The organism is Treponema sp. OMZ 857 (assembly GCF_024181085.1).
Lineage (GTDB): Bacteria > Spirochaetota > Spirochaetia > Treponematales > Treponemataceae > Treponema.
Genome location: NZ_CP051147.1, coordinates 216,784 through 243,771, shown reverse-complemented (window position 1 = coordinate 243,771; position 26,988 = coordinate 216,784). Strand labels below are relative to the sequence as shown.

Annotated in this window: 20 protein-coding genes; 12 read left to right on the top strand and 8 right to left on the bottom strand. The window is 45.9% G+C overall.

The features are described from left to right. The 3 genes from fusA to E4N66_RS00985 all read left to right on the top strand — a co-directional run bounded on the left by fusA (position 1) and on the right by E4N66_RS00985 (position 4,140). A complete protein-coding gene (gene fusA, locus E4N66_RS00995) occupies positions 1-2,091 on the top strand; it encodes an elongation factor G (RefSeq protein ID WP_253728621.1) in 2,091 nt (696 codons plus the stop codon). 10 nt (positions 2,092-2,101) lie between these two features. After that, the gene (locus E4N66_RS00990; RefSeq protein WP_044014675.1) at positions 2,102-2,785 is read left to right on the top strand and encodes a hypothetical protein; all 684 of its coding nucleotides are present in this window, start codon (positions 2,102-2,104) and stop codon (positions 2,783-2,785) included. 287 nt (positions 2,786-3,072) lie between these two features. Next, positions 3,073-4,140, top strand: coding sequence for a hypothetical protein (locus E4N66_RS00985; RefSeq protein WP_253728620.1), 1,068 nt, complete (start codon positions 3,073-3,075; stop codon positions 4,138-4,140). Positions 4,141-4,183: 43 nt separating this feature from the next. Here E4N66_RS00985 and E4N66_RS00980 read toward each other — a convergent pair whose 3' ends face one another. After that, positions 4,184-6,157, bottom strand: coding sequence for a hypothetical protein (locus tag E4N66_RS00980; protein WP_253728619.1), 1,974 nt, complete (start codon positions 6,155-6,157; stop codon positions 4,184-4,186). Positions 6,158-6,384: 227 nt separating this feature from the next. Between E4N66_RS00980 and E4N66_RS00975 the strand changes: the two genes are divergently transcribed. From E4N66_RS00975 to E4N66_RS00945, 7 genes are all read left to right on the top strand, one after another. Continuing rightward, the gene (locus E4N66_RS00975; RefSeq protein WP_253728618.1) at positions 6,385-7,851 is read left to right on the top strand and encodes a tetratricopeptide repeat protein; all 1,467 of its coding nucleotides are present in this window, start codon (positions 6,385-6,387) and stop codon (positions 7,849-7,851) included. Between the two features lie 9 nt (positions 7,852-7,860). Beyond that, positions 7,861-9,036, top strand: coding sequence for a TraB/GumN family protein (locus tag E4N66_RS00970; protein WP_253728617.1), 1,176 nt, complete (start codon positions 7,861-7,863; stop codon positions 9,034-9,036). 217 nt (positions 9,037-9,253) lie between these two features. After that, complete coding sequence (locus E4N66_RS00965; protein ID WP_371922452.1) at positions 9,254-9,949, top strand: DNA alkylation repair protein; 696 nt, start codon at positions 9,254-9,256, stop codon at positions 9,947-9,949. A 482-nt stretch (positions 9,950-10,431) separates the two neighbouring features. Beyond that, complete coding sequence (locus tag E4N66_RS00960; RefSeq protein WP_253728616.1) at positions 10,432-10,626, top strand: hypothetical protein; 195 nt, start codon at positions 10,432-10,434, stop codon at positions 10,624-10,626. Continuing rightward, positions 10,613-10,951, top strand: a complete 339-nt coding sequence (locus tag E4N66_RS00955; protein ID WP_253728615.1) for a type II toxin-antitoxin system PemK/MazF family toxin — start codon at positions 10,613-10,615, stop codon at positions 10,949-10,951. The genes E4N66_RS00960 and E4N66_RS00955 overlap by 14 nt, the downstream gene beginning before the upstream one ends. A 155-nt stretch (positions 10,952-11,106) precedes the next feature. Further along, a complete protein-coding gene (locus tag E4N66_RS00950; RefSeq protein WP_253728614.1) occupies positions 11,107-11,748 on the top strand; it encodes a DUF6998 domain-containing protein in 642 nt (213 codons plus the stop codon). A 108-nt stretch (positions 11,749-11,856) separates the two neighbouring features. Then, positions 11,857-14,244 (top strand): peptidase U32 family protein, encoded by a 2,388-nt coding sequence (locus E4N66_RS00945; protein WP_253728613.1) that lies wholly within the window; start codon positions 11,857-11,859, stop codon positions 14,242-14,244. Here the strand turns inward: E4N66_RS00945 and E4N66_RS00940 are convergent. Together E4N66_RS00940 and sufU are read right to left on the bottom strand one after the other, a co-directional pair. Beyond that, positions 14,195-15,367 (bottom strand): haloacid dehalogenase-like hydrolase, encoded by a 1,173-nt coding sequence (locus tag E4N66_RS00940; protein WP_253728612.1) that lies wholly within the window; start codon positions 15,365-15,367, stop codon positions 14,195-14,197. The genes E4N66_RS00945 and E4N66_RS00940 overlap by 50 nt on opposite strands. Before the next feature lie 125 nt (positions 15,368-15,492). Next, positions 15,493-15,915 carry a Fe-S cluster assembly sulfur transfer protein SufU gene (gene sufU, locus E4N66_RS00935; RefSeq protein ID WP_016522648.1) on the bottom strand — a complete coding sequence of 141 codons (423 nt, stop codon included), beginning with the start codon at positions 15,913-15,915 and terminating at the stop codon, positions 15,493-15,495. 202 nt (positions 15,916-16,117) lie between these two features. On the opposite strand from sufU, the gene E4N66_RS00930 reads away from it, so the two are divergent. Next, positions 16,118-18,229, top strand: coding sequence for a methyl-accepting chemotaxis protein (locus E4N66_RS00930; RefSeq protein ID WP_253728610.1), 2,112 nt, complete (start codon positions 16,118-16,120; stop codon positions 18,227-18,229). A gap of 119 nt (positions 18,230-18,348) precedes the next feature. Here the strand turns inward: E4N66_RS00930 and ruvB are convergent, their stop codons facing one another. Beyond that, positions 18,349-19,407 (bottom strand): Holliday junction branch migration DNA helicase RuvB, encoded by a 1,059-nt coding sequence (gene ruvB, locus E4N66_RS00925; RefSeq protein WP_371922451.1) that lies wholly within the window; start codon positions 19,405-19,407, stop codon positions 18,349-18,351. 89 nt (positions 19,408-19,496) lie between these two features. After that, on the bottom strand, positions 19,497-19,889 hold the full coding sequence (locus E4N66_RS00920) for a thioesterase family protein (RefSeq protein WP_253728608.1): 393 nt from the start codon (positions 19,887-19,889) through the stop codon (positions 19,497-19,499). 142 nt (positions 19,890-20,031) lie between these two features. On the opposite strand from E4N66_RS00920, the gene mnmG reads away from it, so the two are divergent. After that, positions 20,032-21,933, top strand: coding sequence for a tRNA uridine-5-carboxymethylaminomethyl(34) synthesis enzyme MnmG (gene mnmG / locus E4N66_RS00915; RefSeq protein ID WP_253728607.1), 1,902 nt, complete (start codon positions 20,032-20,034; stop codon positions 21,931-21,933). 66 nt (positions 21,934-21,999) lie between these two features. Here mnmG and E4N66_RS00910 read toward each other — a convergent pair whose 3' ends face one another. From E4N66_RS00910 to E4N66_RS00900, 3 genes are all read right to left on the bottom strand, one after another. Further along, positions 22,000-22,902 (bottom strand): amidohydrolase family protein, encoded by a 903-nt coding sequence (locus E4N66_RS00910; RefSeq protein WP_253728606.1) that lies wholly within the window; start codon positions 22,900-22,902, stop codon positions 22,000-22,002. A 145-nt stretch (positions 22,903-23,047) separates the two neighbouring features. After that, positions 23,048-23,695: a deoxyribose-phosphate aldolase gene (deoC, locus tag E4N66_RS00905; RefSeq protein ID WP_253728605.1), complete on the bottom strand. Its 648-nt coding sequence runs from the start codon at positions 23,693-23,695 to the stop codon at positions 23,048-23,050. A 45-nt stretch (positions 23,696-23,740) separates the two neighbouring features. Then, positions 23,741-26,974 carry a tetratricopeptide repeat protein gene (locus tag E4N66_RS00900; RefSeq protein ID WP_253728604.1) on the bottom strand — a complete coding sequence of 1,078 codons (3,234 nt, stop codon included), beginning with the start codon at positions 26,972-26,974 and terminating at the stop codon, positions 23,741-23,743. Between the last annotated feature and the right edge of the window lie 14 nt (positions 26,975-26,988).

Sequence of the window (26,988 nt, the reverse complement as noted above, 5' to 3'; positions counted from 1 at the left end):
ATGAGTAGTGATATTTCAAAAATGAGAAATATCGGTATCAGTGCGCACATCGATTCGGGAAAAACAACCCTTTCAGAGCGTATCTTGTTTTATTGCGACCGTATTCATACCATTCATGAAGTACGCGGAAAAGACGGTGTCGGCGCCGTTATGGATAATATGGAATTGGAACGGGAGCGCGGTATCACCATTCAGTCCGCATCAACACAGGTACAATGGAAAGATCATACCATTAACGTTATCGATACCCCGGGACACGTTGACTTTACCATTGAGGTTGAACGTTCGTTGCGCGTCTTGGACGGCGCTATTTTAGTACTTTGTTCCGTTGCCGGTGTACAGTCTCAATCTATCACCGTTGACCGCCAGCTTAAACGCTATCATGTTCCGCGGATTGCCTTTGTCAACAAGTGCGATAGAACCGGTGCAAACCCGTTAAAGGTACGGATGCAGCTCCGCGAAAAACTCGGTCTCAATGCCTATATGATGCAGCTCCCGATCGGTCTGGAAGATAAACTCGAAGGTGTTATCGACCTCGTAACGATGAAGGCGCTATACTTTGAAGGAGACAGCGGCACCGAACTCCGCGTTGCCGAAATTCCGGCGCATCTGCTGGATGATGCAAAAAAATACCGCGAAGAAATGATCGATGCAGCATCCATGTTCTCTGATGAGCTTGCAGAAGCATATCTTGAAGGCGCCGAAACGGAAGAGATGATCCGTGCAGCGGTACGCGCAGGAACCTTAAAAGAAGCTTTTGTACCCGTGTTCCTCGGTTCAGCCTATAAAAACAAAGGTATCCAGCCGCTGCTCGATGCCGTTACCTACTACTTACCCAATCCGACGGAAATTACCAATAAGGCGCTCGATTTGGATAAAAACGAAGAGCCTGTTGTACTAACTTCCAACGCTGATGATCCGGTTGTATCGCTCGGCTTTAAGCTGGAGGATGGAAAATACGGACAGTTGACCTATGTGCGTATCTATCAGGGAACGCTGAAAAAAGGCGGCGAACTGTACAATACCCGCTCACGCAAAAAGTTCAAGGTAGGACGCCTTGTTCGCATGAACTCTGCCGAAATGGAAGATATTTCCGAAGGCGGCCCGGGAGACATCGTTGCGCTCTTCGGTATCGAATGTGCATCGGGTGACACGTTCTGCGGTGGGGACCTCAACTATGCAATGAGCTCTATGTACGTCCCCGATCCGGTTATTTCGCTTTCGGTTACTCCCAAAGATAAGAAATCCGCCGACCAGATGGGCAAGGCGTTAAACCGCTTTACCAAAGAAGACCCCACTTTCCGTACCTATGTCGACCCCGAATCGAACGAAACGGTTATTCAGGGTATGGGCGAGTTGCATTTGGATGTATACATTGAACGGATGCGCCGCGAATACAAGTGCGAAGTAGAAACCGGTATGCCGCAAGTTGCCTACCGCGAAGCAATCAGCCAGCGTGCAGACTTTAACTACACCCATAAAAAGCAGACAGGCGGTTCCGGTCAATTCGGTCGTGTTGCAGGCTTTATCGAACCTACCTCTGAGCAAGACTACGAGTTTGTCGATCAGATTAAGGGCGGCGCCATTCCTTCGGAATTCATTCCGTCTTGCGATAAGGGCTTTAAAGCGGCCGTGAAGAAGGGGACGCTTATCGGCTTCCCGATTGTCGGTGTACGGGTTACCATTAACGACGGTCAAACACACCCGGTTGACTCTTCCGATATGGCATTCCAGGCTGCCGCTATCGGTGCTTTCCGCGAAGCGTACAAAAAAGCCAATCCGATTGTACTCGAACCGATTATGAAAGTTTCAATCGAAGGCCCTCAGGAATTTCAAGGAAATATCTTTGGACTTATCAACCAACGTCGTGGTATAATACTTTCGTCGACCGAAGATGAACAGTTTACCCGCGTTGATGCAGAAGTCCCGTTAAGCGAAATGTTCGGATTTTCAACCATTTTGCGCTCTTCAACGCAGGGTAAAGCGGAATACTCAATGGAATTTGCGAAGTACGGTAAGGCTCCCCAGAGTGTTACGGAGAACTTAATTAAGGCGTACGAAGAAAAACGCAAAGCGGAACAACAAAAATAGGAGGCGGAAAATGGTTAAAGAAGATTTAATTGAACGCAGCGCTGTTCGTAATTTTGAGAAAGCGCTCGGAGGGGCGTTACAACCGGGGGAAATCGGTATTGTAACAGCTAAAAGAGGCGTTGGAAAAACTTCCATGCTGGTACAGCTCGGATTGGATCAGCTGCTGCAAGGTAAACCGATTGTACATATCTCGTTCAGTCAGCAAACCGATTATGCCATTACATGGTACAACAATATGTTCGACGAAACAGCCGAGAAAAAACACCTTGAAAAAGCAGCCGAGTTAAAGTCGGAGGTTATCGCACGACGCATTGTTCTGAATTTTAATCAAGACATTGTACGTACGACACAAATTATCAAGACCGTAAAAGCGCTGTTTGAAGTCGGATCCAAGCCTTCCGCGCTGATTATCGATGATTTCGATTTTTCCAAAGCGGTTCCCGAAGCGATTCAGCAGATAAAAACTTTTGCAAAAGAAACCGGTATGTTCGTCTGGTATTCTGCTTCCGCTGACGCACGTGAAAAAGCCGTTCATGCCGATTTAAAACCTTATGCAGATGATCTAGACGTTATCCTGTATTTGGAACCGACGCCGGACGCTATTAAAATACACGCGTTAAAAGCTCGCGGTAAAGCGAACTTTGATACCGGCTGCAAACTTGACGCCAAAACAATGCTTTTAGCGGAAAAATAATTTTCCTTATAGCTCCGGATAAGCACACCGAGGCTATAAAGGCTATCGAAAAAGCCCTGTCGATTACATTCGGCAGGGCTTTTTTTATGCGGTGACCATTTGAACCAACGGTTCAACTCCGGTTGAGCAGTCCCAATTATTCTGAGGGGGGATAAAAAAATGTCTGATGCGTTTGCCCCAGCTCATTTTTGTTTTTCTCTTGACTTTAGGGGATATAATAGAAGGAAAGTTCTAAACATGAATCAACTCCATCGTTTGGAACACCTTAACAAAAGAGGAGGGCAAAAATGCCGAATACGACAAAACGTCCGGCAGGAAAAAATCATCCTGCGGATATCCAAAATGCCAATAACAGAGTAAAAAAATACATCTCCGTTATAAGTGCTGTTTTATTACTCTGTGCCGTTATTGGATGTAACGGCCCCGTTAATAATCCAACGCCGACACCAACACCTACTGCAAAGGGGGCGTATGCGCCGACGGATGTAAAGGCTGAACTTGACAGTAACACGGTTAATGGCATAACTATTTCGTGGACAAGTACCGGCGCAAAAACTTACTGGGTGTATTACAACACAAGTAACGATTCATCTACAGCAAAAGTTTTGACCGATTATACATTTTCATCAAAGTATTCCACCACGTTATCGGAAACCGGAACCTACTATTTTTGGGTAAGGGCTGCCGACGATTTTACGTCCTCAAGCAGTTTGAGCAGTTTCAGTAATGTTGCGCCATTATCGTTTACGTACACGACACTTCAAGTACCGGCGAACGTACAAGCGGAGCTTTCCACGGAAAAGCTCAATACGATTACGGTGAGCTGGACTACAACCGGAGCAAAATACTACTGGGTTTATTATGGGACAACCAATAACACGGCATCTGCCATATTATTAAGCGATACGGTTTCATCAACAAGTTATTCTAAGAGTTTTTCGGCTTCCGGTACATATTATTTCTGGGTGAAAAGCGCCGACGGTTATAACAATACCGACCAGACAAGCGACTTCAGCAATGGTGTCAGTTGTACGTTAACGCACCAAAATTTACCGGTACCGACAAATCTTGCCGCTTCGAAAGATGGTACCGGAGACCGTTTAGGAATAAAGCTTACCTGGGATTCCACCCGCAGCGCTTATTATCATGTATACTGGGGAACAACGGATGATGTATCGGCAGCAACAGAGCTTGATACATTTGTGCGCAGCAATCTCAAGCAGGTGTCTGCAAAGTACAACAATCTCGTCTCCGGTACGACGTATTATTTCTGGGTAAAAAGCGCCGACGGTTATAACACCGATGATAATACAAGCGCCTTTAGCGCTGTTGCTTCATATACATGGACGGAATAAGGCCTTAGGTTGTCTGTTCCGAAACGGAAGTCTCGGAACAGGGTTACTCAGCATCCTCCGGCTGAGCGGGATTTTCCGGTTGCGGTACCGAAAGAGCCCCAGTTGTGCCTGCCGCTTGGTTAGAGGATGCTGCCTCCGTAGAAGGAGCGGCTCCGGTGCTTGTATTTGAACCGGAAGCAGGCTCCTGTGGCGCTGAACCGAGCGAGAGGCGTATTGTTTCGTATTCGCTCTTATGTCTCATCTTTAAGTATAAAATCTTACTTCCTGCATTATAGGCATAGCCGGAGGAGTTATACATTTCAAAACGGGCATCGCTCCTGAACGGAATACCATACATCTCAATCCGATAGAAAGACCTAATACCGTGCAAGGTAAGATAGTGAGATTGGCCTTCGGGAAAACGAATCCGCAATACTAAGGTTTTTGAAGTGTTTTCCAAAACCTCGATGTTCTGCGCACAAGTCCACGCCCAAATACCGGCTTCCGCCTGCAACGCAAGCGACTGTGCATGGGGATACCAACTGTTATCCGGCTTTAGCAAAGGATAGAGCGTACCGGCATCCAGCATACCGCTGTCATCAGCTGTAATTTCCAACTGTGTCGATTTACTTCCGGTTATGGTAAAACCTATCGGCACCCCGGCCGATTCACCTGAGTACCTTAATAAAGAAGTTACCAGCATTCGTGCAACGGATTGCCATACCGAAGATTGCTCCGTTCCGTATCGCATCAGTATTTGTGCAGAAGTTAAAGAGTCAGCACTGTCGATATACGTGCCGTTATTGCTCAGATATAAACCTTCATTAATCAGCAAGAGGGATTCGGTAATTTTTTTCTCACACAACGGCAGTAAATCTTCAAACAATGTCTTTTGCTCAGGGTAGTAATGCGTACAGTCGAGCCACACTGCCAATACCCCTGCCGCCTGCCGTGCGTTAAGCTGTGCAGCATCCAGCTTTCCTATCAGCCGGAATAAACCTTCTATGCTGCGCCTAGAGCCGCGGTCGGTTAAAAACGGTATTAAGCTGTCTTGTTCAAAAATTTCAAGTGAATTATCCGTGATAAGGGCAGCATACAACTCTCTTTTTTTTGTATCGTCAGCAGCCAAGCCTACATGGGTTTCCTGTATATTATTGTAAAAAGGATTTGAAAGATATGTCCGCACGTTCCGCGCCAGCGTTTGAGCCGGAGCAGCTTCCATCGCTCCGGCGAATTTGCCGCGCTGTCCCATTTCGGCAATATAGGCCGTCAACGTTTTCTCCGTTATCTGTTTAGCTGAAAGCGCCTGTGTACCCGCGTGGATAACAGCTGAGGAAAAAGTGTTCAGCGCTGCCGTATATGATTCCGCAGAAGCCTGTACCATCGACGGGATAGTCGTGATATCAAGCTCTTCAAGCGGCAAATAGGTTTTATAAGAGGCAATCGGCTGTGTTTTTGCGAGTACCAGATGAGGCCCTTCCAATTGTGCCGCCGTATTTTCACCATCCGTATCAAACCCGAAGCTGCCGGTAAACGTGTATTGCTTTTTACCGGAACGCACAAAAATCTTGCCGTCGGCACGCTCAATACCGGCATTTTGAGTAATCTTCCACGGAAGCAATACTCTTTTTATTCCTTCAGGAAGCACAGCTTCAACCATAAGGCTGTCAACTTCACCCCGCTTTTCGGAAAAAAATGAAATAACCACATCATCAGAGCAGTGTACCGAAAAACGTGCTTCCGTTTCATAAAATTGGTACGATAGTACACGCAAAGGAGAAATCGTGTCCGCTGCATCTACGGCATAAACGGGATTTTGGTCGCTAATATATAAATCAAGCCCATTCGACACGACATGAAGGGGTAAAAGAGGGAGCGTTTCACCCGCTTCGGTACGCTCCTGCCTGCCTGTAACGGCCATAGATCCTAAAGTTAAAGAAAATGTTTGTCCTTTGGTAAACTGAAGAACAAAAATACCGAAAATAACACTACAATAAAGAGCGGTATATGCAACTACTCTGCCGACAATATGCTTCATACGCTGTTAGTCTAATAAAAGGGGATAATAATTGCAATCCTTCCCTTTGCAAATATACCATGCATCTGCGTTGTCGCATCATGAAAAGTGCACACGGATGTACAACCGTTTAACATAACCGCTAGACCAGATTGGAAAACTTGGGTAGACTAGCGGGGTTATGCAAAAGCGAAAGGCTTTGAGCAGTTTCTTTAGTTTTAGTTAATCACCGTTCCGTAGGAGTTTTCATGAAACATTTGTATAGAAGTATTTCAAAAAAAGCCGTATGTATCTCCCTTATAATCGGTATGCTTTCCTGCTTGAGCGCACAGAGCGCAAAGCCTCATACGCAGTCTAACCGAAAAGTATCCGAAAAGCCCGCAGCCGCCGGCAGTACGGCGGAAACTCCTGAAGAAATCCCGCCGCGTGTTATATTCGGACAGCAGCTCAACACATTATTAAACGAACAAAAAACGGATGAAGCCATTGCACTCTTTGATGCATTGCCCGAAGAGGACAGAGATTCTCTTTCAATACGGAATTTAAAAGTAGCCGTACTTATTTCAACCGGACGGGTACGGGATGCTGAGGAGACGGCAAAAGCCCTGGAAAAGCAATATCCCAACGACCTCAATGTACTGTATACGATGACGATGGTTGCACAAGCAAAAAATGACAAAAAAATGCGGAAAACGTATTTAAAAAAGATATTAAAACTCGATCCTGAGAATGTACAGGCATTACGGGAAGAAGGAATCGATTTTTATGACCAAGGAAACTATAAAGAAGCAGGAAAAACGTTCAGTAAAATTTTAAAAAAACATCCGAACGATATTCAGGCATTGATTTGGTGCGGTAAGGTGTATTATCTAGACAATAAGATGCCGGAAGCTGAGCAATGCTATCTCACCGTCTTGAAGTATCAACCAAAGAACAGTCTTGCAATCGCCGAATTGGCACGGATAAAATCGGAGACAAACCGCATGGCGGAGGCGATTGCAGATATACAAAAAGCGATTGACTTGGAACCCGATGCCGCCCCGCACTGGACAGATCTCGGCTCTTATAATCTGCAAATCGGAAGGAGAGAAGAAGCCCGTGTTGCATTTAACCGCGCAATCGAGCTTGTCCCCGATTCATATTTTATTCACATTTATCTTGCAGGATTGAATGATGACCTCGGCAATAAAGAAGCCGCAATAAAACATTACAAAAAAGTAACAGAACTCTACCCGCAATACTATTTTGCGTATGAAGGACTCGGTATTTTACTGTTTGAAAAAAAAGATTGGGAAAACTCCCGCAAAGCTTTTGTGAATGCACTGCGTTATGCTCCCACAAACATCTATTACGCATTATCGGCAACCGTATGCAGCTATAAAATGAAGAAAAAAGCTGAGGCAAAAGATTTTATGTCAAAATATCTTAAAACGATAGACCGCACAAAACGCGAAACCGATTATTATCTTTGCCGTCTCTTTATCGACTTTGCAGGTGATAGCGATGTCAATAATCGCATTACAAAAGAAAAGGACGAAACGGAACGTTTACGCAAATTCTTTTATTTAGCCGAATTCTACCGGCTTGCCGGAAAAGGACATCTTGCCGAAAAATTTCTACTCGAAATTAAGACCACACAAGCACCGACTTTTTTTGAATACCGGCTTGCGGTAAGCGAGCTTGCCCCCGATGGGAATAAAACTGCTCAAAAATAGGATAACCTCATGAATCAAACATTGAAACGTATTACCTTAAATGATAAAGAAATCATCTTGCTTGGAACGGCGCATATTTCAAAAGAAAGCATCGATGATGTTGAGCGGTGCATTCACGACGAACAGCCCGACTGCGTGTGCGTCGAATTGGATGAACAACGGTATAAAGCGCTTACTGATGAAAAGCAATGGCAGGAACTTGATATTGTCGAAGTGCTGAAAAGCGGAAAAGGCTTTTTGCTGCTCGCTAATTTAGTGCTTGCTGCTTTTCAGAAGCGGATCGGCGCCGATGTCGGGGTTAAGCCGGGGGATGAAATGAAGGCCGCCATTACCGCCGCGAAAGAGCTTTCGATTAAAACGGAGCTTGTTGATCGTCCGATTCACATCACGCTCAAACGGGCATGGGCAAAGAACAATCTGTGGGGCAAATCGAAGCTTTTGGCAACGCTGCTTAGCAGCGCTTTTTCTACCGAAAAACTCAGCGCGGACGAAATTGAAGCGCTGAAAGACAAAAGCGAAATGGATAGCATGATGGCGGAAATGGCGGAATACTTACCGCAGGTAAAAGAAGCCCTCATCGACGAGCGCGACCGTTATTTGGCGACAAAAATATGGAATGCGGCAGGAAAGAAAACCGTTGCGGTTCTGGGGGCGGGACACCTCGAAGGTACCGCCGCCTACATTGAAAAGCTGCAAAACGGAACCGCGCCGAACGATGTAAGCGATATTGCAGACGTACCGCCGAAAAGCGGTTTTGCAAAAATTTCGGGCTGGATACTCCCGGCGCTGATTATACTGCTTATCGCAGCAGGATTTATGAAAGGCGGCGTTGCAGCGTCAAGCGCGTTGCTGGTACGCTGGCTGCTCTGGAACGGAAGCCTTGCCGCACTCGGCACCTTGCTTGCACTTGGTCATCCGTTAAGCATTATCACCGGCTTTTTAGGAGCGCCCCTCGCAACCCTTAACCCGTTTATCGGAGTCGGCTTATTTACCGGTATTGTTCAAGCTTGGGTGCGGAAACCGCAGGTCGCCGATATGGAAAACCTGACCACCGACGTAACGAGCATCAAAGGATGGTATAAAAACAAAATAGCGCACATCCTGTTGATCTTCTTTTTATCCAGCCTCGGCGGAGCAATCGGAAATTTTATCGCAGTCCCCGCGCTGGTAAGCGGCTTATTATAAGGAAGCGTCCGGTACGATTGCTTTCCTTGTCGTGCGAAATTTTATCTAAAATTTCGCAGCCTATTTTAAAAAGAGGGTAATTGTACCGGACAAAAAAAACAGACGGCGCAGAAAACTAAAGATTAGGCAAGCATTTGAACCGCGAAGAGGTTCAACTCTGCTTGAATAGTCTTTAGTTTTCTGCGGGGTATCTAGCAAAGTGTCCGCTACAATTACCATGGAGAAAATGATGGAATCAATTCAAAGTAAGCTCTTGTCGATGCAAGATACGGCATATCGGGATTTTAATGCAAAACTCATCCCCACCGTTGACCCGAAACTCATGATCGGAATACGGACACCTCTTTTACGAAAATTTGCGAAAGACCTGTTTAAGACAGAACCGAAGCAGGCTGCCGCTTTTATGCAAACACTTCCGCATCGGTATTTTGAAGAGAACAATCTCCACGCATTCCTCATCGAAAATATCAAAGATTTTGAAACCGCTATAACCGAAACGGAACGGTTTTTACCGTTTATCGACAACTGGGCAACCTGCGATACCTTTGCACCGCCGCTCTTTAAAAAACACCCAGATGAGATATATCAAAAAATTTTGCTCTGGATACGGTCGCACCGCACCTATACCGTCCGTTATGCCATCAATCTCTTGTTGTCGAATTACCTTGATGACCGGTTTAAACCGGAAATGCTCGAACTTGTTGCCTCTGTAAAATCGGATGAGTATTACATCAATATGATGATTGCGTGGTATTTCAGCTTTGCGCTAATTAAACAGTACGATGCCGCGCTCCCCTATATCAAAAAGCAAACGCTTGCTCCCTTTACCCACAACAAAACCATTCAAAAAGCGATAGAGAGCCGCCGGATTTCTCCTGAAATAAAGAACTACCTGCGGACGCTGAAAGTGTAAGAGAAGTGCCGTATTAGCATTCGATAACCTGTATGTCAAATTCCAGCTGAGGCATACACTCCGCTAAATCGCTTTGAATTCGTTCGAGCGCTTCACCAATGGCACCATTTTCAATGTCAGAAAACTCGCGTATAATAATCGAATATGAATAACATTGGCTTAACTTATATCGATGCGGTTTTTTCACTTAGTTTTGAACACCCATTCTCATTTTTTACAGCTCCCTCATTTGTATTTAGGAGTATTTTAGGAAGTCAGCTCCATTCTATCGCGAATAGAATATCTTATAATTTATAAATAAATCGTTTTTCTTTATCTTTAATATACTTAATTATACATAGACGAAATATATAATTAAAAAAATATATGAATATCTTAAAATTTAATATATTATAGATGTATGATGGTTTTGTTGTAAAAGAATACAAACTAAATGACAAAAATATGAATTTGTGTATAAATAAGATATATGGGGGTGAAATATGTCTGATGCACTTGCGTATGTTGAAAATCAAGTTCTTTCTTTTTCTTTAACGGAACAGCTTCATCTGCTTAGTTTTATTGCAGATGTTGTAAATAAAAAAACTTTTCAATTATCAGAAGAAGAAGTGTTGCAAAAAATGAGAGAAGTAAATTTAACGACTGTCTGGGAGACTGTAAAAAATGACTCGTGGTGATGTTTATATGCTTGATTTTGGTATTCCATTTGGAAGTGAACCGGGTATGAAAAGACCTGCCGTAATAATACAATCTGACAAAGATAATTTGAATGGATTAAATACAAAAATTGTTATACCTCTTACATCTAATACCGTAAATGCAGAATTAAAAGGTAATGTTTTTATCTCGAAAAAAGAATCAGGGCTACCAAAAGATTCTGTTGCACTTGTTCATCAAATTATTGTGGTAGACAAATTTCGTCTAAAAGAAAGACTTTCAAAATTACCAAAGCATATTATTTTAAAAATTGAACGAGAAATAGATTACGTAACAAAGGATTAAGTTTATAAGAAGGAACACATAACACCCGCTTCAGCCTGACATTGCCTTTGCGACAATGCAGATTAAGCGGCAGTTAAGTTGGTAGTGCACAGAATTTTTGTTCCGATTTTACTAACATAATAGATTTTACGACCGAAGATACAGAAACGTACGGAATGATTAGAGCGTATCTTGAAAATAAAGGAATTCCGATTGGACCTTTTGATACGCAGATAGCCGCTCAAGGTCTAGCAAGAAATCTTACTGTGGTCACAAATAATAAAGGAATAAACATGGAATTTAATTTTCTTGTATCATTATGGAAAAAGTACAATAATGCAAGTTATTTATTAACCTCAGCAATGGGTGGTACAGCAAACGAAGTCGGCGAGTTTGCTGAAATACTCGTAGGTAAATACTATAATGCAGAACAGTTACCTGCTTCAAATAAAAGCGCTGATTTGAAAACAAAAGACGGAAGACTTATACAAGTGAAATCAAGAAAGATAGATCGATTAAAAACAACAAGTTTAAATGTAATTCGAAGCTGGGATTTCGATATTCTTGTTGTGGTGTTGTTTGATAAAGAAGGAAACATTCTTAAAGCCATTGAAATAGATTCCAGAACAGCAGAAAAGTTATCAAGTCCAAATAAATATCAAAATGGAAAAATACTTACAACGAATCATGAGTTACTAAATAATAAAAACTCAAAAGATATTACTCAAGACTTACAAAATATTCTTGATAATAAAGATAGCATCGCTAAAAATACTTTAGAAAACAATACAACAATCACGTGTTTCGGCGCAGTCTAAGCTTTCCAGTAGAAGGTCATCGGGAAGCCCTCCCCAATTACACCGACATCACGGACAAACCCATATCTATATCTATGCAGCGCCGCTTTTTTCCGGTATGATAGCGGGATGGTCGAGTTATTAGCACCGGCGGGGAATCCCGAAGCATTAGAAGCAGCGATTGCGGAAGGGGCGGACGCCGTTTATTTAGGTTTAAAGAGCTTTAATGCCCGTATGCGGTCTTCAAACTTTGCGTGGAATCAGTTTGAGGCAACGGTTGATGTACTGCATAAGCGGAATAAAAAAATATATGTTACCGTCAATACGGTTGTAACCGAGAACGAGATGGAGCGGCTCTATCGGTTCTTGGCATATCTCAACAATGTCGGCCCTGACGGCATCATCGTGCAGGATCTCGGGCTGATTCAAATGGCGCACAAACACTTTCCGAATCTCAAACTCCACGCCTCAACACAGCTCAATATTGCAAGCGCAAAGGCAGCCAATGCGATGAGCCGCTGGGGGGTGTCGCGGACGGTTCTTGCCCGGGAACTGAGCTTGGAAGAAATCCGCGCTGTCCATGCAAACACCTCCTGCGAGCTGGAGGTATTCGTACACGGGGCGCTCTGTGTCAGCGAATCGGGACTTTGCCTTTTTTCGAGCTACCTCGGCGGAAAGTCGGCGAACCGCGGGATGTGTACCCAAGCGTGCCGCCGCCTCTATACCGCGCATGAACCGGAGGGCGACCGGGAAGGTTACTTTTTCTCCCCCGCAGATTTACAGCTCATCGAGTATATCCCCGATTTGATACAGGCAGGCGTTGCCTCATTTAAAATAGAAGGAAGAATGAAAAGCGCCGAGTATGTCGGCACGGTGGTATCCGCCTACCGGTATGTCATCGACAACTGGGAAGCCGATAAAAAGGCGGCGGTGGAAACGGGCAAGCGTATCTTAGCGAACGATTTTGCACGGAAAAAAACCGGCTACCGCTTTAAAAGCACCCGCGCGGAAGAAGTGCTCAACCCCGATCAGGCGGGCGGCACCGGTATCTACCTCGGCATTATCGACGGCATTAAAAAAGGCGCCGTGGAGGAAGTCCCGTTCAAAGACGGTACGCGGGCGGTACACTATGTACAGCTGAAAGACGGGCACTATACGCCGGAGAAAGGCGACTCGGTGCGCATTCATAAGAAGGACGACAGCGGACGCGAAAGCTGGAAAATTCAGGATATAATGGAAAGCAAATCCGGTGCATGGCTGCAACTGCCTGCGGATTCCGGTAAAGGCGACAGCGTATATCTCTTGCAGACCAAGGCGATGACCAAACGCTACCCACATTTGCTGCCTGCCTCGCTCGAAAAATACCGGAAACAACCCAACGACGAAGCCCTGCCAGTGCTGACGCTCGAAGGGGGCTTCCCTACCCTCGGCGATACAAACAAGGCTGGGCCTTCAAAATCAGCAACATCGACACCTGCCGGAGCTGCACAGCCCGCGAAATCAGCGGCTGCAGCAACCGCGCCATCCGCGACATCCGTCAAAAAAAGCCTTGCGAAAAAGCCTGCGGATATTTTCCCCGAAGGGCTCTACGTTCAGGTTTCTTCCATTGCCGATTTACATACCATCCTTGCAGATAAACCGGTGCGGGTTATTATCAATTTGAATGAGGACACCTATCCGGCGCTGACTGGACAGCAACCCAATCCGCAGCAGCAAAATCAGCAGCAGGCAAAACCGCTGCCGTTCTCCAAACGGGAAATCTTTATTTCGCTTGATCCCTTTGTGCCGCAGGAACAGGAGCCTATCCTTGCGGAGCAGCTGGAACAGCTCACCGCACAGGGGTATACGCAATTTATCGTGAATAATCCGGCGCATATTTCCATGCTCCGCAATAAAAAGAACTTTTTAGTCGCGGGGCCGTACCTCTACACCTTTAACTGCTGGGCGGTTTCGTGGCTGCAGGAGAACGGTATCTGCGCCTATATCCCCCCTGCCGAAAGCTCTCAGGCGAATATCGAAACGGTGTTTGCGCCGGAGCTGCGCCCGCAGGTACTGCTGCCGCTTTTTTCGTATTCCGTGCTGTTCAGGATGCGCTTTACGCTGCCGAAAAACTACAACTTCCTCTACTTTTCCGACAAGCAAGGCGAGGCATTCAGAGCTTTTTCTACACCGTCCGCCTCTTTTGTACTGTCCGACAAGCCGTTCTCGGTTGTAGACCGCTACCATGCCTTGCAGCATCATCAGTTCTCACGCTTTTTGCTGGATTTTTCGCATACGAGCGTTGAACGCCGCGCTTATCGGTTTATTTTACAGTCGCTGCGAAACGGTACTCCCCTCCCCGACTCGGTGCGCTTTAACTGGAAGGAAGGCTTCTACGATCCGCAGCGGGTAGAAGAGCTCAAGCAGCTGGGACAAAAATCGGCGACAGCGCGCGGCCCCAAAAACTCCGGCGGACGAGCCAAACCGTCTAAAGGACGTTCACAGAACCGTCGGCACAATCAGACACATCGGAAATAAATAGCCCCGTCTCTTCATCCCGATGCTGTACGATAATCGATGCATCGGGGGCATTGCGCTCGGCGAGTCCCTGCCGTATCAGCGGGTAGAGCTGTTCGTGCGGCTTTTGATTGCGGTACAGGATAAGCAGCAATGCCTCATTTTTGAACGCATCCATCATACAAAAATCGCCGTCACTGTCGCCCGCAATAAGGATGGGAGCTTTCCCACCGTGCCGCGGAGCAACCAACGTCCGTATCGCCTCCGCCTTTCCTTCCCGCCACGTTTGCGGAATGGAGTAATCCCGCTCATCGGTAAACACGCCGTCGACATTCCGCAGCCGCCGCCTGCCGAATACTTGTTCGGGACGGAGGCAGTAGCCATACGCAGGATTACAGGCAAACACCCGCACGCCGTCCTCCTGCGAGGCGGAGCAGATGTAGGGAGTAATGCCGTGTTCTTCAAAGCGGCGGAACAGCTCCCGTATTTCCGGCTGTATCCGTATACCCTTCCGGTACGTTGCGGTAACGACACCGGCTCTCCCTGCCTGCCGCACGGGTGATACGAGCGTGTATTGTTTTATTTCAGCGGTAAGCGCTTCGGCAATCGTTTTTTCTACAAGACTATTCAATTCGGGAAGCGTCATTCCCGTGCATACCGATTGAGAAATATCGGTATCACAAACGGTTACCGCATACCGCATCAGCGTCAGAATTTTTGTCTTAAAATCGAGATACTCCTCGGTTTGCACAACTTCCTCAAGCGGAAGCGTTCCGTTCAAATGTTGATATGCATGATATAAGAACCGGTAGCGGTCATCCAAATCCGCCGAAAGATCAGCTGCAGTGAGCTGCCGCCCTTCGCTATTAAAGCAGCCGACGAGCGGAATATTCTGCGGAATTTCGTGCCGAATAGTAACGGCAAACTGTTCGGGCGTCAGGTTAAAACAAAGGTGCTCAAGCTGATACAGAAAAAGGCTATCCTGTATATCATAGAAGATACACGTATAATCCCAATCAAAGACGGCATAGTTGTTCGCAAAAGCTTTTTCCGCAATCAAGCGTTCCAACCGCAGTTTGTTCTGTGGTTCCCAATTTCCGGTTAATGTCGGTCTATTTGTTTTATCCATCATTTTAGTTTCCATATCATATCTTCCGTAATGGTATGTGGTTATTTTATATTTCGAGCTGTCTTGCAGAGCAATCACATCGACCTATTTTTAACAGCCCCGCAGTTTCCGGTACGGTTGTTGTAAGACGCTCGATTATCTTATTTAAGCAGCACCTGTGCGCTGTGCCAGCTCAGTGTCGCGCATTTAATACGAGCAGGCATTTCGGCAAAATAGCTAAGAATCTGCGCATCACCGAGGCTCTCCAATTCTTCCTCTGACTGCGGCTTTCCTGCCATCATATTAAAAAACACCTCAAGACAATGCTGCGCCTCTTTAACCGTTTTGCCTTTGATTAAATCGATCAGCATATTGGTGGAAGCGGTTGAAACCGCACACCCCGCGCCTAAAAAAGAAGCGTCCTCAACGATCCCGTCCTTCTGCTTAATCAGCAAAGTTAAATCGTCGCCGCAGCTGGGATTATGCCCGCGCTCAATGCCGGTCGCTCCGTCCAACTGATGTTTATGTTCCGCTCTTCGCGAATAATCCAATAATGTTTGTTGATATACCGTTTCGATGCTCACGTCCCGCTCCTCTATTATTAAAAAACTCAATCTAAAAAGTTCGGTGATGATTTTACACAAAACGGTTCCATTAGTATAGTAAATCATGTTAATGAAGCACTACTGTAACATAAAACGAGCTATTGAAAAAAATACATTTATCAGCTAGACACGCTTTCATAAAAGGTCTATACGTAATCTTATAGAAAGGAAAGGGATTTTTATGCGTACATCAAAAGGAAAAAAACGATTCTCGCTCAAAAGAAAACTTATTCTTATTTTTGGAGCTTTAATCGCTGTTGCATTAACTATCGAAGGAAGTTTGGCAATTTACACTGCCCGTAAAGCTGTTTCCGAAAAAATCGAAGACCATCTCGCCGATAAAGCAGCTGATATCGCCTTAATTATAGACGGGAAACTCGGTGCTCTCTTTCAATTTATCGAAGGCGTTTCCCGTATGCCTTCTTTAAGGGACAATTCGCTTTCTCTTCGGCAAAAGGCTCAAACACTCGTTCGAGAAGCAGAGAGTAATGAAGACATAAAAGCTTTTGCCGTATGCAATATGCAAGGCAATTGCTCCGATACGGACGGGAACGAAGTTTTCCTCGGCGATAGAGAGTGGTTCACTGCAGCTATAAAAGGAGCTAATTTTATTACGGAACCTCAGCTTGCCCGCAAGCTCAATACGCTCCAAATCATTCTTGCCGTACCGATTAGAGGTGAAAATCAAGAAATTATCGGTGTATTATGCGCAGTTGTCCCTCCGGAATTTTTATCGAAGCAAATCAGCGATATCGTGATCGGAAAAACAGGAAATTCATATATTATCGGTAGAACCGGTACGATCATTGCGAACAAAGATTTTTCTTTAGTTCAAACACAATTCAATGCTATCGAAAAAGCCAAAGAAGACCGCGAGTACGATTCCCTTGCGGTATTTACACAGTACATTTTAGACGGCAGCAAAAACGAAATGGGATACTACACCTACAAAGGAACCTATTACATTGCAACTGCTTCGCCCATCGGGATATCAGGATGGTCGGTCATTATCAGAGCTCCGGTTGAAGAGTTTATGGGAACACTGGACGACCTACAACGAATCATGGGTATTATGGCAACCATCAGTTTGATTGTCGCGCTTGTTATTGTGTACTTCATTGCACGCAATATTATCGAACCGATTAGTCAGGCTGTTACGGCACTGCAGAACATTGCCCAAGGAGAAGGCGATTTAACGGTACGTTTACCGATACTAGGGAATGACGAAATTACCGATATGTCGGAATATTTTAACCAAACAATTGAAAAGATCGGTACATCAATCCAAACAGTTGGAGAAAACAGCGCTACCATGCAAACCACCGGAAACGAGCTTGCCGAAAATATGACCACCACGGCAAGTTCGGTAAACCAAATCAGCGCAAACATCGATGGATTAAAACAACAAGCCTTAACGCAAGCGGCAAGCGTTACCGAAACCGCCTCTACTATAGAAGAGATTGTCCGAACCATTAAACAGCTGAACGCGAGTATTGAAGTACAAGCAGCAAGCGTTGCCCAATCTTCCGCATCGGTTGAAGAAATGGTTGCCAATATTGCCTCTATCGGACAAACACTCGGAAAAACCGACACGGTTATAAAAGATTTAACCTCTGCAACGAACGACGGTAAAGCAACATTGGTAACATCAAATACCGTAACGCAAAAAATTGCCGAAGAGTCCGGCTCTCTTATGGAAGCCTCAAATGTTATCCAGCATATTGCCTCACAGACGAATCTTCTTGCAATGAATGCTGCAATCGAAGCTGCTCATGCAGGAGAGGCGGGCAAAGGTTTTGCCGTAGTCGCAGATGAAATCCGAAAGCTTGCAGAAGATTCTGCCATGCAGGGAAAAAACATCACTACAACCTTAAAAACACTCAGCATCGAGATTGAAACGCTTTCGGCTTCCTCTAAAACGGTCGAAGAAAAATTCAACGCCATTTTTACGCTTGCCGAGCAGGTAAAGACAATGAGCGACACACTTACCGCATCGATGAGAGAACAGGAAAACGGCAGTAGAGAAGTCCTCTCCGCGATTAAAAACATCAATATGGTAACAACTGAAGTTCAAGCCGGCTCTGAGGAAATGCTGAAAGGCGGTGAGGGTGTTGCGGAAGAAATGTACAAATTGGACAATCTTACCCGCACTATTACCGACAGCATGAACGAAATGGCTTCAGGTGCTATTGAAATCAACAATGCAATCCAAGAAGTCAACACAATTACTCAGAAAAACAAACAAAGCATAGAAAGTCTTGCTCAAGAAGTTTCTAAATTTAAAACCAATTAGGGCGCTGCCCTAAGCCCACCCTGCTTTGCTTTTATGAAAAAACTTGTTATTGCCCAATGTAAACGGAAGTACAAAGGGTAACAACATCATGAACAACGGATGTAACCGTGTAGCCTCACCTACTCAAAGAGGCTGCCGGTTTGTGCTGCTGACGCCGGAATTTTTAGTCCGAGATGGGTGTATGCTTTTTCCGTAACCATACGTCCGCGGGGAGTACGCTGTAACAATCCCGTTTGAATAAGGTAGGGTTCGTAGTAATCTTCAAGCGTATCCTGCGACTCTCCGATGGAGATCGCAAGCGTCTCTGCCCCGACCGGTCCCCCACCGTAGTTTTCGATGATAGAGCGAAGTATCTGCCGGTCATAGTTTTCCAAACCAAGCCGGTCGATGTGCAATTTTTCCAAGCCTTGCGCAACGGTTGTTTCGCGGATAGTATCGCTGCCTTCAATAAATGCAAAATCCCGCATACGCCTCAGCAGCCGGTTGGCAACGCGCGGCGTTCCGCGGGAACAGCGGGCAAGTGCAACGGCCGCTTTTTTCCCGATGTTGATTTGAAGAATATCGGCGGAGCGCATAATAATGGAAGCAAGCTCTTCGTCGCTGTAAAATTCGAAGCGCTGCACAATCCCGAACCGGCTGATAAGCGGACTCGAAACCATCCCAGCACGGGTTGTCGCACCGATCAGCGTAAACGGCGGCAGCGGGATACGGACAGTCCGCGCCCCCGGCCCTTGCCCGATAATCCAGTCAAGCTCGTAATCTTCCATAGCGATATAGAGCATCTCTTCGATAGCAGGTTTTAACCGGTGGATTTCGTCAATAAAGAATACGCTCCGTTCGGAAAGCGTTGTCAAAATACCTGCCAAGTCCTTAGGCTTATCGAGAGCGGGTGCCCCGGTGATCTTGCATTCAACTCCAAGTTCTTGCGCGGTAATTTGTGCAAGGGTAGTTTTTCCCAGCCCGGGAGGTCCAATCAAAAAAAGATGATCAAGGCTCTCTCCCCTACTCCGCGCCGCTTGAATAAAGACCGACAGGTTTTCTTTGATATTTTCCTGACCCTGAAAATCCTTCAAAAGCTGCGGGCGCAGCGCGCGATCTTTTTCATCCCCAACACGTTTTTCTCCGCGTATAATACCGAATTCGTCTATTTCATTATCCTGATATATTTCGCCGTTCATCTGCATTTTTAAAAGATACTCATCGTATTAAAATAGTAGGAACCTCTAAAAATCTCGTTTTTTGAGGTTTCCCGTACATGTAATTTGTGTTATGCGTTTTTCTTCTTATTCACTTTTTCCATAAACCGGCCGACATTGATAATCGCCCGTTCATGGATACCACTGCCTATCACACCGCGCTCATCACGCGCTTCAACCTGAAAGGTCAGAAATTTTCCATTTGCGTTGATCTCTACCAATTCGGTATGGATGAACACCTTCATTCCTTCGGGGGTTGCATCAAGATGCCGTACATCCACATGTGTACCGACCGTGGCCTGCCCCTCGTCCAAATACGGCATCACGCTGCGCGTTGCCGTATCTTCCATTCGAGCAATCATAGCCGGCGTTGCAAATACCTCTACCGTTCCGCTGCCCACCGCAGTTGCGAGCATTTCCTTTGTAACAACAAAGTTGGCATCGCCCTTAATTCCTATTTCCATAACCGTCTCCAACTATAAACATTTCACAGCAGGCAAACACACCGGCAATATTGCAAGCGGGTGCCTTGCTTTTTACATAGTTATAGCCGAAAATACAAATCTATGCCAGACAAACAGGAGCCGTTTCGCTATAATATCCGCTATGAATTTTCGTTATTCGGACTATGACGTGATTGTCGTCGGCGGAGGGCACGCGGGCATCGAAGCCTCGCTCGCTGCTGCACGGATGGGCGCACAAACCCTCCTTATTACACAAACGGTTGATACTATCGGCAGGATGTCCTGCAACCCCTCGATTGGCGGTGTTTCCAAAGGCAATATCGTGCGGGAAATAGACGCGCTCGGCGGCGAAATGGGAAAACTCGCCGATGCATGTATGATTCAATACCGCCTTCTCAATAAAAGCCGCGGGCCGGCAGTGCAATCCCCCCGCATTCAGGCGGACAAATTCTTATATGCGCAGACTGCGCAGTACACCCTCGAAAAAGAAAAAAATCTCCATATTTATCAAGATACGGTTGTTGATGTTATCTCCTCGCAGACTGCGGAAAGCGGGCTTGTGGATGGAGGAACCATACAAGCGGTGTTGACGGCGCGCGGCAGGACAATTTCCGCGCGGGCAGTGGTGCTTACCACCGGAACCTTTATGGAAGGGAAAATCTACATCGGCGAGTTCGAAGCTGAAGAAGGCCGTCTTGGTGAAAAAGCGGCAATCGGACTCGGTACCGCCCTTGCACGCAAGGGTTTCACGATGAGTAGGCTCAAAACCGGTACCCCCTGCCGCGTACTGAGAAAATCCGTCGATCTTTCTCAGCTGGAAATACAGGAGGCGGATGCGGTGATGCGCCCGTTCTCCTTCGACACGGCGGAAATATTCCGCCCCTCGGCAGTGTGCTATGTCTGCTACACCAACGAGCATACCCACGAGGTTATCCGGCAAAACTTTCACCGCTCGCCGCTTTTTTCGGGAAAAATTCACGCAACGGGCGCCCGCTACTGCCCTTCCATCGAGGACAAAGTACGGAAGTTCCCCGAACGCACGCGGCATCAGCTGTATATCGAACCGGAAGGCCTGATGAGCGATGAGCTGTACATCAACGGATTTTCATCTTCGCTGCCGGAGGATGTGCAGGATCAAATGCTCCGCACTCTGACCGGTTTTTCCGATGCCGTAATCACCCGCCCCGCGTATGCGGTTGACTACGCGGTTGTCTCTCCGCTGCAGCTGGGGCCGGACTTACAAACCCGCCGAATCGCGGGGCTTTTTACCGCAGGGCAGATCAACGGAACCTCCGGCTATGAAGAAGCGGGCGGTCAAGGCCTCATCGCCGGAATCAACGCAACGCTGTACGCCAGGGCTTTCAGCCACAGCAACGCACAACCGGCGACCTACGAACCGTTTACACTCCGCCGCGACGAAGCCTACATCGGCGTAATGATCGACGACCTTATCACGCAAGGGGTCGATGAACCCTACCGGATGTTCACCGCCCGCGCCGAATACCGGCTCAAGCTCCGGCACGATACTGCCGACGAGCGGCTCACCGAGCGGGCATACCGCATCGGCTTGCAAAAACAAAGCGCCTTTACCCGCCTACAGGAAAAACTTGTGCAGCGCGGCGAGCTTATCAAACACTGGCGGGAGTTGAAAATTACCGGCAGCATTGTAGAGGCGGAAGCCGCGTTGCAGTGTCATCTCGGTAAATCACTCGCCGACGCGCTGCACGACCCGCTCATCCCGCTTGAGCTGATCTGCCGATGCGATCCCGCAAGTGCACAGTATTCTGAAGCAATTAAAAACGCGGCGGAACTCGAAATCCGCTATGAGCATTACATTATTGCGCAGGATAAACGAATTGATAAAATGAAGAAGATGGAAACGAGCCGCATCCCGCCGAATTTTAACTACGATGGGGTTTCGGGGCTTTCGACGGAATCGCTTGCGCGCTTAAAGCGGGTAATGCCCGCAACGATCGGACAGGCAAGCAGAATTCCCGGCATCCGCCCGTCTGATATAATGGTGTTGATGGTAGCAATTAAATAAGAGAGCATCTCTAAAAACTCGGTTAGCTTTTAGAGTTTTCCAAGAGAAGCGGGAGCGGCGTATCGCTTAATCGCGCACCGCCATCAGCATTTCAGCATCGGCGTCCGTAATCAATCCGCATTTAAGCATATCGTAGAGCTGATCGCTGTTTGTCTTTCCAAAGAATAACAGGTCATCAGTACCGAGCCCTATCGGAATGCCTGCATCGATCATTTTTTTGATGGGGTGTTCTTTTAAACTCGGTACTGCGCTCAGCATCACGTTACTCATCGGGCATACATTGCAGCGTATTTTACGGTCGGCCAAGAATTGCAGCACCGAATCATCGGCAGCTGCCCCGATACCGTGCTGCACCTCATCCAAATCGAAAAGTTCGACAAAGCGGCGGACAGACTGTGCATCGGAAAATTCTCCGACATGCGCTTTCTTTTTTATATTATATTTTTCGGCAAGCTTAAAAATATAGACAAAATCTTCAATACCCTCAAAAACTTCCGGACCGTATAAGTCAACATTGTTGAATATCTTGCTTTCAAAAAGTGGATATACCCATGTACGAATAAAATCGCGGTCAAGTGTCTTCGAAATGCCGACTTCCGGACGTATTTCAATTTGCTTTTTGTACTTTGAAACAAGCCCCGAAATATCCGATAAGAACTTGTCAAGATTGTTATCATAATGTTTTAGAAAATTTATATCGACGGATGTCTCAAGCCAGACAACATTATCGGCAATTGCATCCTGAATGGACATTTCAAAAAGATCCTTAACATCCTTTGCCGTTTGACAGCGCGGGCGGGTATAAGTACCGATTACCATGTGCATTTCATCGAGGCCGGTCATTTTACGGGGAAAATTCGGAATAGCCATACCAGCCCAATGCTTGTAGCGTTCATACTTCATGCTCAAGTTAAGGTGATTATGCGTATCCGACTTCGGTCGCGATTTTAAATACTCAATATCTTTCATTCTAAAACCCTTTTTGCGCCTCTACTAATATCCGACATACATATTCCGACAGGCCGACAGTCTAATTATCGGTGAATATCGAAAAATCTTGAATGTTACAGCCTTACTGTATTATACAGCAAAATATCCACTAACGGCGCATCATTTATCCTTTAATTATTTTGATGCCGCTGCTGGTGCCAATCCTCGAACATCCCGCCTCTATATATTTAAGCGCATCCTCGCGACTGCGGATACCTCCGGAAGCCTTAATCTTTGTATCCTTTTTGAGGTATTTTTTAAATAATGCAATATCCTCAAGCGATGCTCCACGTGAACCGTAACCGGTAGATGTTTTAATAAAATCTGCTCCGGCTTGTTCAACCGCGGCACAGACATTCGCAATATCCTTTTCGGACAAATAGCAGGTCTCGACGATTACCTTTAAATGAGCTTTTTTCGCATGGCAAAGCGAGGCAAGCGCAGCAATTTCTTTTTCGACATACGCAGTATTTCCTTCCAGCAGTTTTCCGATATTGATCACCATATCGATTTCATCGGCGCCGTCTTTTATAGCCTGATCGGTTTCAGCACATTTTACTTCGGTTGTCTGCGTGCCAAACGGAAAGCCGATAACGCTGCACGTCATAACATCAGAACCCGTAAGCTCTTTTTTTACCAATGCGACATTACAAGGATTCACACAAACTGAAGCAAAATGATATTCCTTCGCTTCCTTACACAATGCAATAATTTCCGACTCTACAGCATTCGGCTTTAATAAAGTATGATCGATATACTTATTCAATTCCATTCTTTTCTCCTAAAATAACAGACACCAGTCTGACATTTTTTTATCTTATGATAAGTCAGGCAACACTGCCGACATATTCGCCATTACTTGTTCCAACTCTTGTCTTACTCTTGTTCCTAATTCCTGATCAGGTAACTCAATACTTAAATCACGCAAATAGCTGAGCAATTTAAATACAGCCGCATCATTATACGGGAGATGATCATTCGCTACACTAGAAGCCTGCTTAATAAGGTTCGCCCGTTCTTTAAGCCCCAATTCTCCCGACAATCGAGCAATAATATAATAAATCTGTATTCTTTCGCTGCTATTAAGGAAAACTTCAAGTTCTTCCTGTGGAAGATAGATAGCTAGATCGCGCAAATACAAGAACAACTGAGCAAGCTGCTCAGGATCCGTAGTATTAAGATATTGTTCAAGCGAAGGCGAGTCTTTAATCTGATGTTTTGCATGGCACCACAAAAGGTTTTTCTGTTCTTGATCAAGAACAAACGGAGCTTCGTTATCACTCGGCGCATATACTTCCTTGCTTTCCAAATTTTCGGAAGCAGAGTCTTCATCAGTATCAACGGTAACGTCCGTGCCTTCTTCTTGATTGAAATCAGATGAAATATCTACAGATTCTTCTTCCGTTGCGTCTTTTGTAACCACTTCGGAATAATCTTGATCCATTATTTCATCAACCGGAATCGTTTCGGTTTCAAGCGAAACCGCCTTATCTTCCTCGGTGCCAAAAATATCTTCTTCTGTAGTTTCGATAACCTGCACGCTATCATCATGCACCGATACATCCCTATCAACCGGAGCACAATCTTCTTCCATATCAGAGAAAGTTTCCTGCATTTCGGCAATCTGCAGCCCGTCTTCTTCTGCTTCTTCTCCGGCTGCCGTTACTGCAACGACTTCTTCTACGGCGGCTGGGGCTGTTTCGTCTTGGGATATTTCCGCCGATTCTTGCACTGCTTGCTCATCCGATTGAATCTGTTGCTCCTCAGGTTCTTGTTCTAGAAGAGCTGATTGAAGCGGCATTTTTCGACTCAGGTTTTCGGCAATCTTTTCTGCTAAAACCTCAACAGCCTGAGCATATCGATTTTCATCAAGCTGCTTATCAATATCTGAAATGACATCCTGCAAAAAACCGATTGTCGTGCCGTAGACATCCAGATCTTTCAATCTTTCCTGTACTACCTCGTCGCGAAGAAGATTCTGGCGTTTATACAGCGCTTGTACATTTTTTTGAGATATACCGCCAACGCCAAGGGCGGCGTTGTTTTCAACGTGATCGGGATTAAGATACAGTTCATCAACAGGTGAAGCAAACGTCTCATTGGAGGCTGCCCCTACTTGACCATTCGGTAGACGGCTGCTTATTTGCGGTGCACCGCCGGCGCTGTTCCCTGCTGCGGCAAAGCCGGCAGTATCTGAATTTCCTGCACCGAACGTATAGGGTTCAACCCCCGCGCTTGAATAGGAGGGAAATGACGACTGACCGGCTATATCCGATTGTTGGGCGCCGATTAATTGGATACCGCCGAGTGCAGCATCGTCTTTTTCCGGCGGAAGTTCTTTTACCTCTTCCGTTCCTTCGATGAGCATTTCAAAAGGGAGCTCCCGTTCGGACATCGATATATCCCTCAATGAAGGAATACTTTGTTTCGGCTCCGGATTCAATTCGGACGGAGATATATAAAGATATGAATCATCGGATTTTAGCTGTTCAAGGTTTTTAGTTAACAACGGATCGGCTATATACTTTTCTGCAGCCTGCTCATAGAGATCAAGCGAGGCAGCTATATCTTGTTCAGGAGCATCCGATTCGAAGCCACTCTGCATATTAAGAATCTCATTTGCTGTTTTTAACGCTTCAAGTGTGTCTCCCCTTTTTTGGAATAATCTCGAAAGAGCGGAGCGGGCTTCAATAGCATTCGGCTTTAACTCGAGCACTTTTTGATATTCCTGATATGCAGCTTGAGGATTATTCAGCAATTCTTCAGTTCTACCTAATGCCATCAACGCAGAAATATCGCTCGGCTTTTGCCGCAAGAAGAGTTTAAGCTGCTCCTTTGCTTCCTCATATTTATGAGCCAAGAGGTATTGTTCTGCAAGTTCTTGACGGAACTCTATTGCTGAAGGTGCCATTTTTAATATTTGTTTGAAGGTATCTTCAGCTTGCTCAAGCTCACCTGTAAGGGCAAACAGCTGCCCCCGTAGTTTTAGTGCGTTGAGGCTGTTACTATGTTCCGTGTCCAGCCGCCCCAAAAGCTCGTATGCCTTTGCATAATCTTTAGCATACATGCACATTTGAATAGCTTTAAGCCGTAAGGCATGATTGTCGGCATTTACCGGTGCAGCTTCTGCAGTAAGCAGTATCGGAAGCGCTTCGTTATATCGCTGCTTTTTTTCTAAAAGATTCGTTAAGGCAAGTGCAGCAGGAGCGTACCCGGAATCGATTGCCAATGCATCATAATAGTATTGCTCAGCCTCCTGCTGAAGCTGTTTCTTTTCAAAAAGATAACCAAGCTCAGTATAGACCGAGGCATTTTCACCGGTTACACGAAGCAACGAGCGATAGGCATTCAACGCATCATCAAGTTTATCCAACTCTAAATACGCAGCAGCGATACCCGCTAACACTTCACCCCATGCAGGATTAACACGAAGTGCCGAATTGTAATATACAATCGCTTCTTCATACCGCTTTTCTTTGCGTAAAAGTCCGGCAAGGTGAAAATTTAAATAGGGATGATTAGCGTCTACACGAAGACCTTGTTTATATATTTCAATTGCTTTATCCGTCTCACCGGTTAAGACATAAAGATTACCGAGCCGGTCATAGGCGTGAGCATGGTCGGGCTTAACTTCGATTGCACGGGAAAAATACTCCGCAGATTTTGCATAGTCGCCCATTCTTTTATAGGTTTTTGCAAAATTATACAATACTTCGTCGGTATCACCGCCGGCTGCTTGCGCTTTAGTTAATATCTCAAGCGCATCGTCATAACGTCCCAAATGCCGATAAATACGGCCGAGACTCAGCATCAAGTCAATATTATCGGGAGCACGTTCATATAAGCGGAGATAGGTTGCAAGCGACTGTTCAAGATTACCTTCATCTCCATACACACGCGCTAACAAGCTCTCAACTTTTTCCCTGTCACCCGGCAACATATCCGGATGCTTTTTCAGCGCATTGGTCAACAAACGTTCGGCATATTCAAAGTCTTGAGTAATTAAAGCTGAATTTGCACGTTCAAAGATAAAATCAAGTGACTCCGACATAGTTCCTCTAAAGG

Excerpts from the sequence above, each read along its gene's own strand:
- fusA (WP_253728621.1), top strand. The coding sequence starts at position 1 with ATGAGTAGTGATATTTCAAAAATGAGAAATATCGGTATCAGTGCGCAC.
- E4N66_RS00990 (WP_044014675.1), top strand. The coding sequence starts at position 2,102 with ATGGTTAAAGAAGATTTAATTGAACGCAGCGCTGTTCGTAATTTTGAG.
- E4N66_RS00985 (WP_253728620.1), top strand. The coding sequence starts at position 3,073 with ATGCCGAATACGACAAAACGTCCGGCAGGAAAAAATCATCCTGCGGAT.
- E4N66_RS00980 (WP_253728619.1), bottom strand. The coding sequence starts at position 6,157 with ATGAAGCATATTGTCGGCAGAGTAGTTGCATATACCGCTCTTTATTGT.
- E4N66_RS00975 (WP_253728618.1), top strand. The coding sequence starts at position 6,385 with ATGAAACATTTGTATAGAAGTATTTCAAAAAAAGCCGTATGTATCTCC.
- E4N66_RS00970 (WP_253728617.1), top strand. The coding sequence starts at position 7,861 with ATGAATCAAACATTGAAACGTATTACCTTAAATGATAAAGAAATCATC.
- E4N66_RS00965 (WP_371922452.1), top strand. The coding sequence starts at position 9,254 with ATGGAGAAAATGATGGAATCAATTCAAAGTAAGCTCTTGTCGATGCAA.
- E4N66_RS00960 (WP_253728616.1), top strand. The coding sequence starts at position 10,432 with ATGTCTGATGCACTTGCGTATGTTGAAAATCAAGTTCTTTCTTTTTCT.
- E4N66_RS00955 (WP_253728615.1), top strand. The coding sequence starts at position 10,613 with ATGACTCGTGGTGATGTTTATATGCTTGATTTTGGTATTCCATTTGGA.
- E4N66_RS00950 (WP_253728614.1), top strand. The coding sequence starts at position 11,107 with ATGATTAGAGCGTATCTTGAAAATAAAGGAATTCCGATTGGACCTTTT.
- E4N66_RS00945 (WP_253728613.1), top strand. The coding sequence starts at position 11,857 with ATGGTCGAGTTATTAGCACCGGCGGGGAATCCCGAAGCATTAGAAGCA.
- E4N66_RS00940 (WP_253728612.1), bottom strand. The coding sequence starts at position 15,367 with ATGGAAACTAAAATGATGGATAAAACAAATAGACCGACATTAACCGGA.
- E4N66_RS00930 (WP_253728610.1), top strand. The coding sequence starts at position 16,118 with ATGCGTACATCAAAAGGAAAAAAACGATTCTCGCTCAAAAGAAAACTT.
- ruvB (WP_371922451.1), bottom strand. The coding sequence starts at position 19,407 with ATGAACGGCGAAATATATCAGGATAATGAAATAGACGAATTCGGTATT.
- E4N66_RS00920 (WP_253728608.1), bottom strand. The coding sequence starts at position 19,889 with ATGGAAATAGGAATTAAGGGCGATGCCAACTTTGTTGTTACAAAGGAA.
- mnmG (WP_253728607.1), top strand. The coding sequence starts at position 20,032 with ATGAATTTTCGTTATTCGGACTATGACGTGATTGTCGTCGGCGGAGGG.
- E4N66_RS00910 (WP_253728606.1), bottom strand. The coding sequence starts at position 22,902 with ATGAAAGATATTGAGTATTTAAAATCGCGACCGAAGTCGGATACGCAT.
- deoC (WP_253728605.1), bottom strand. The coding sequence starts at position 23,695 with ATGGAATTGAATAAGTATATCGATCATACTTTATTAAAGCCGAATGCT.
- E4N66_RS00900 (WP_253728604.1), bottom strand. The coding sequence starts at position 26,974 with ATGTCGGAGTCACTTGATTTTATCTTTGAACGTGCAAATTCAGCTTTA.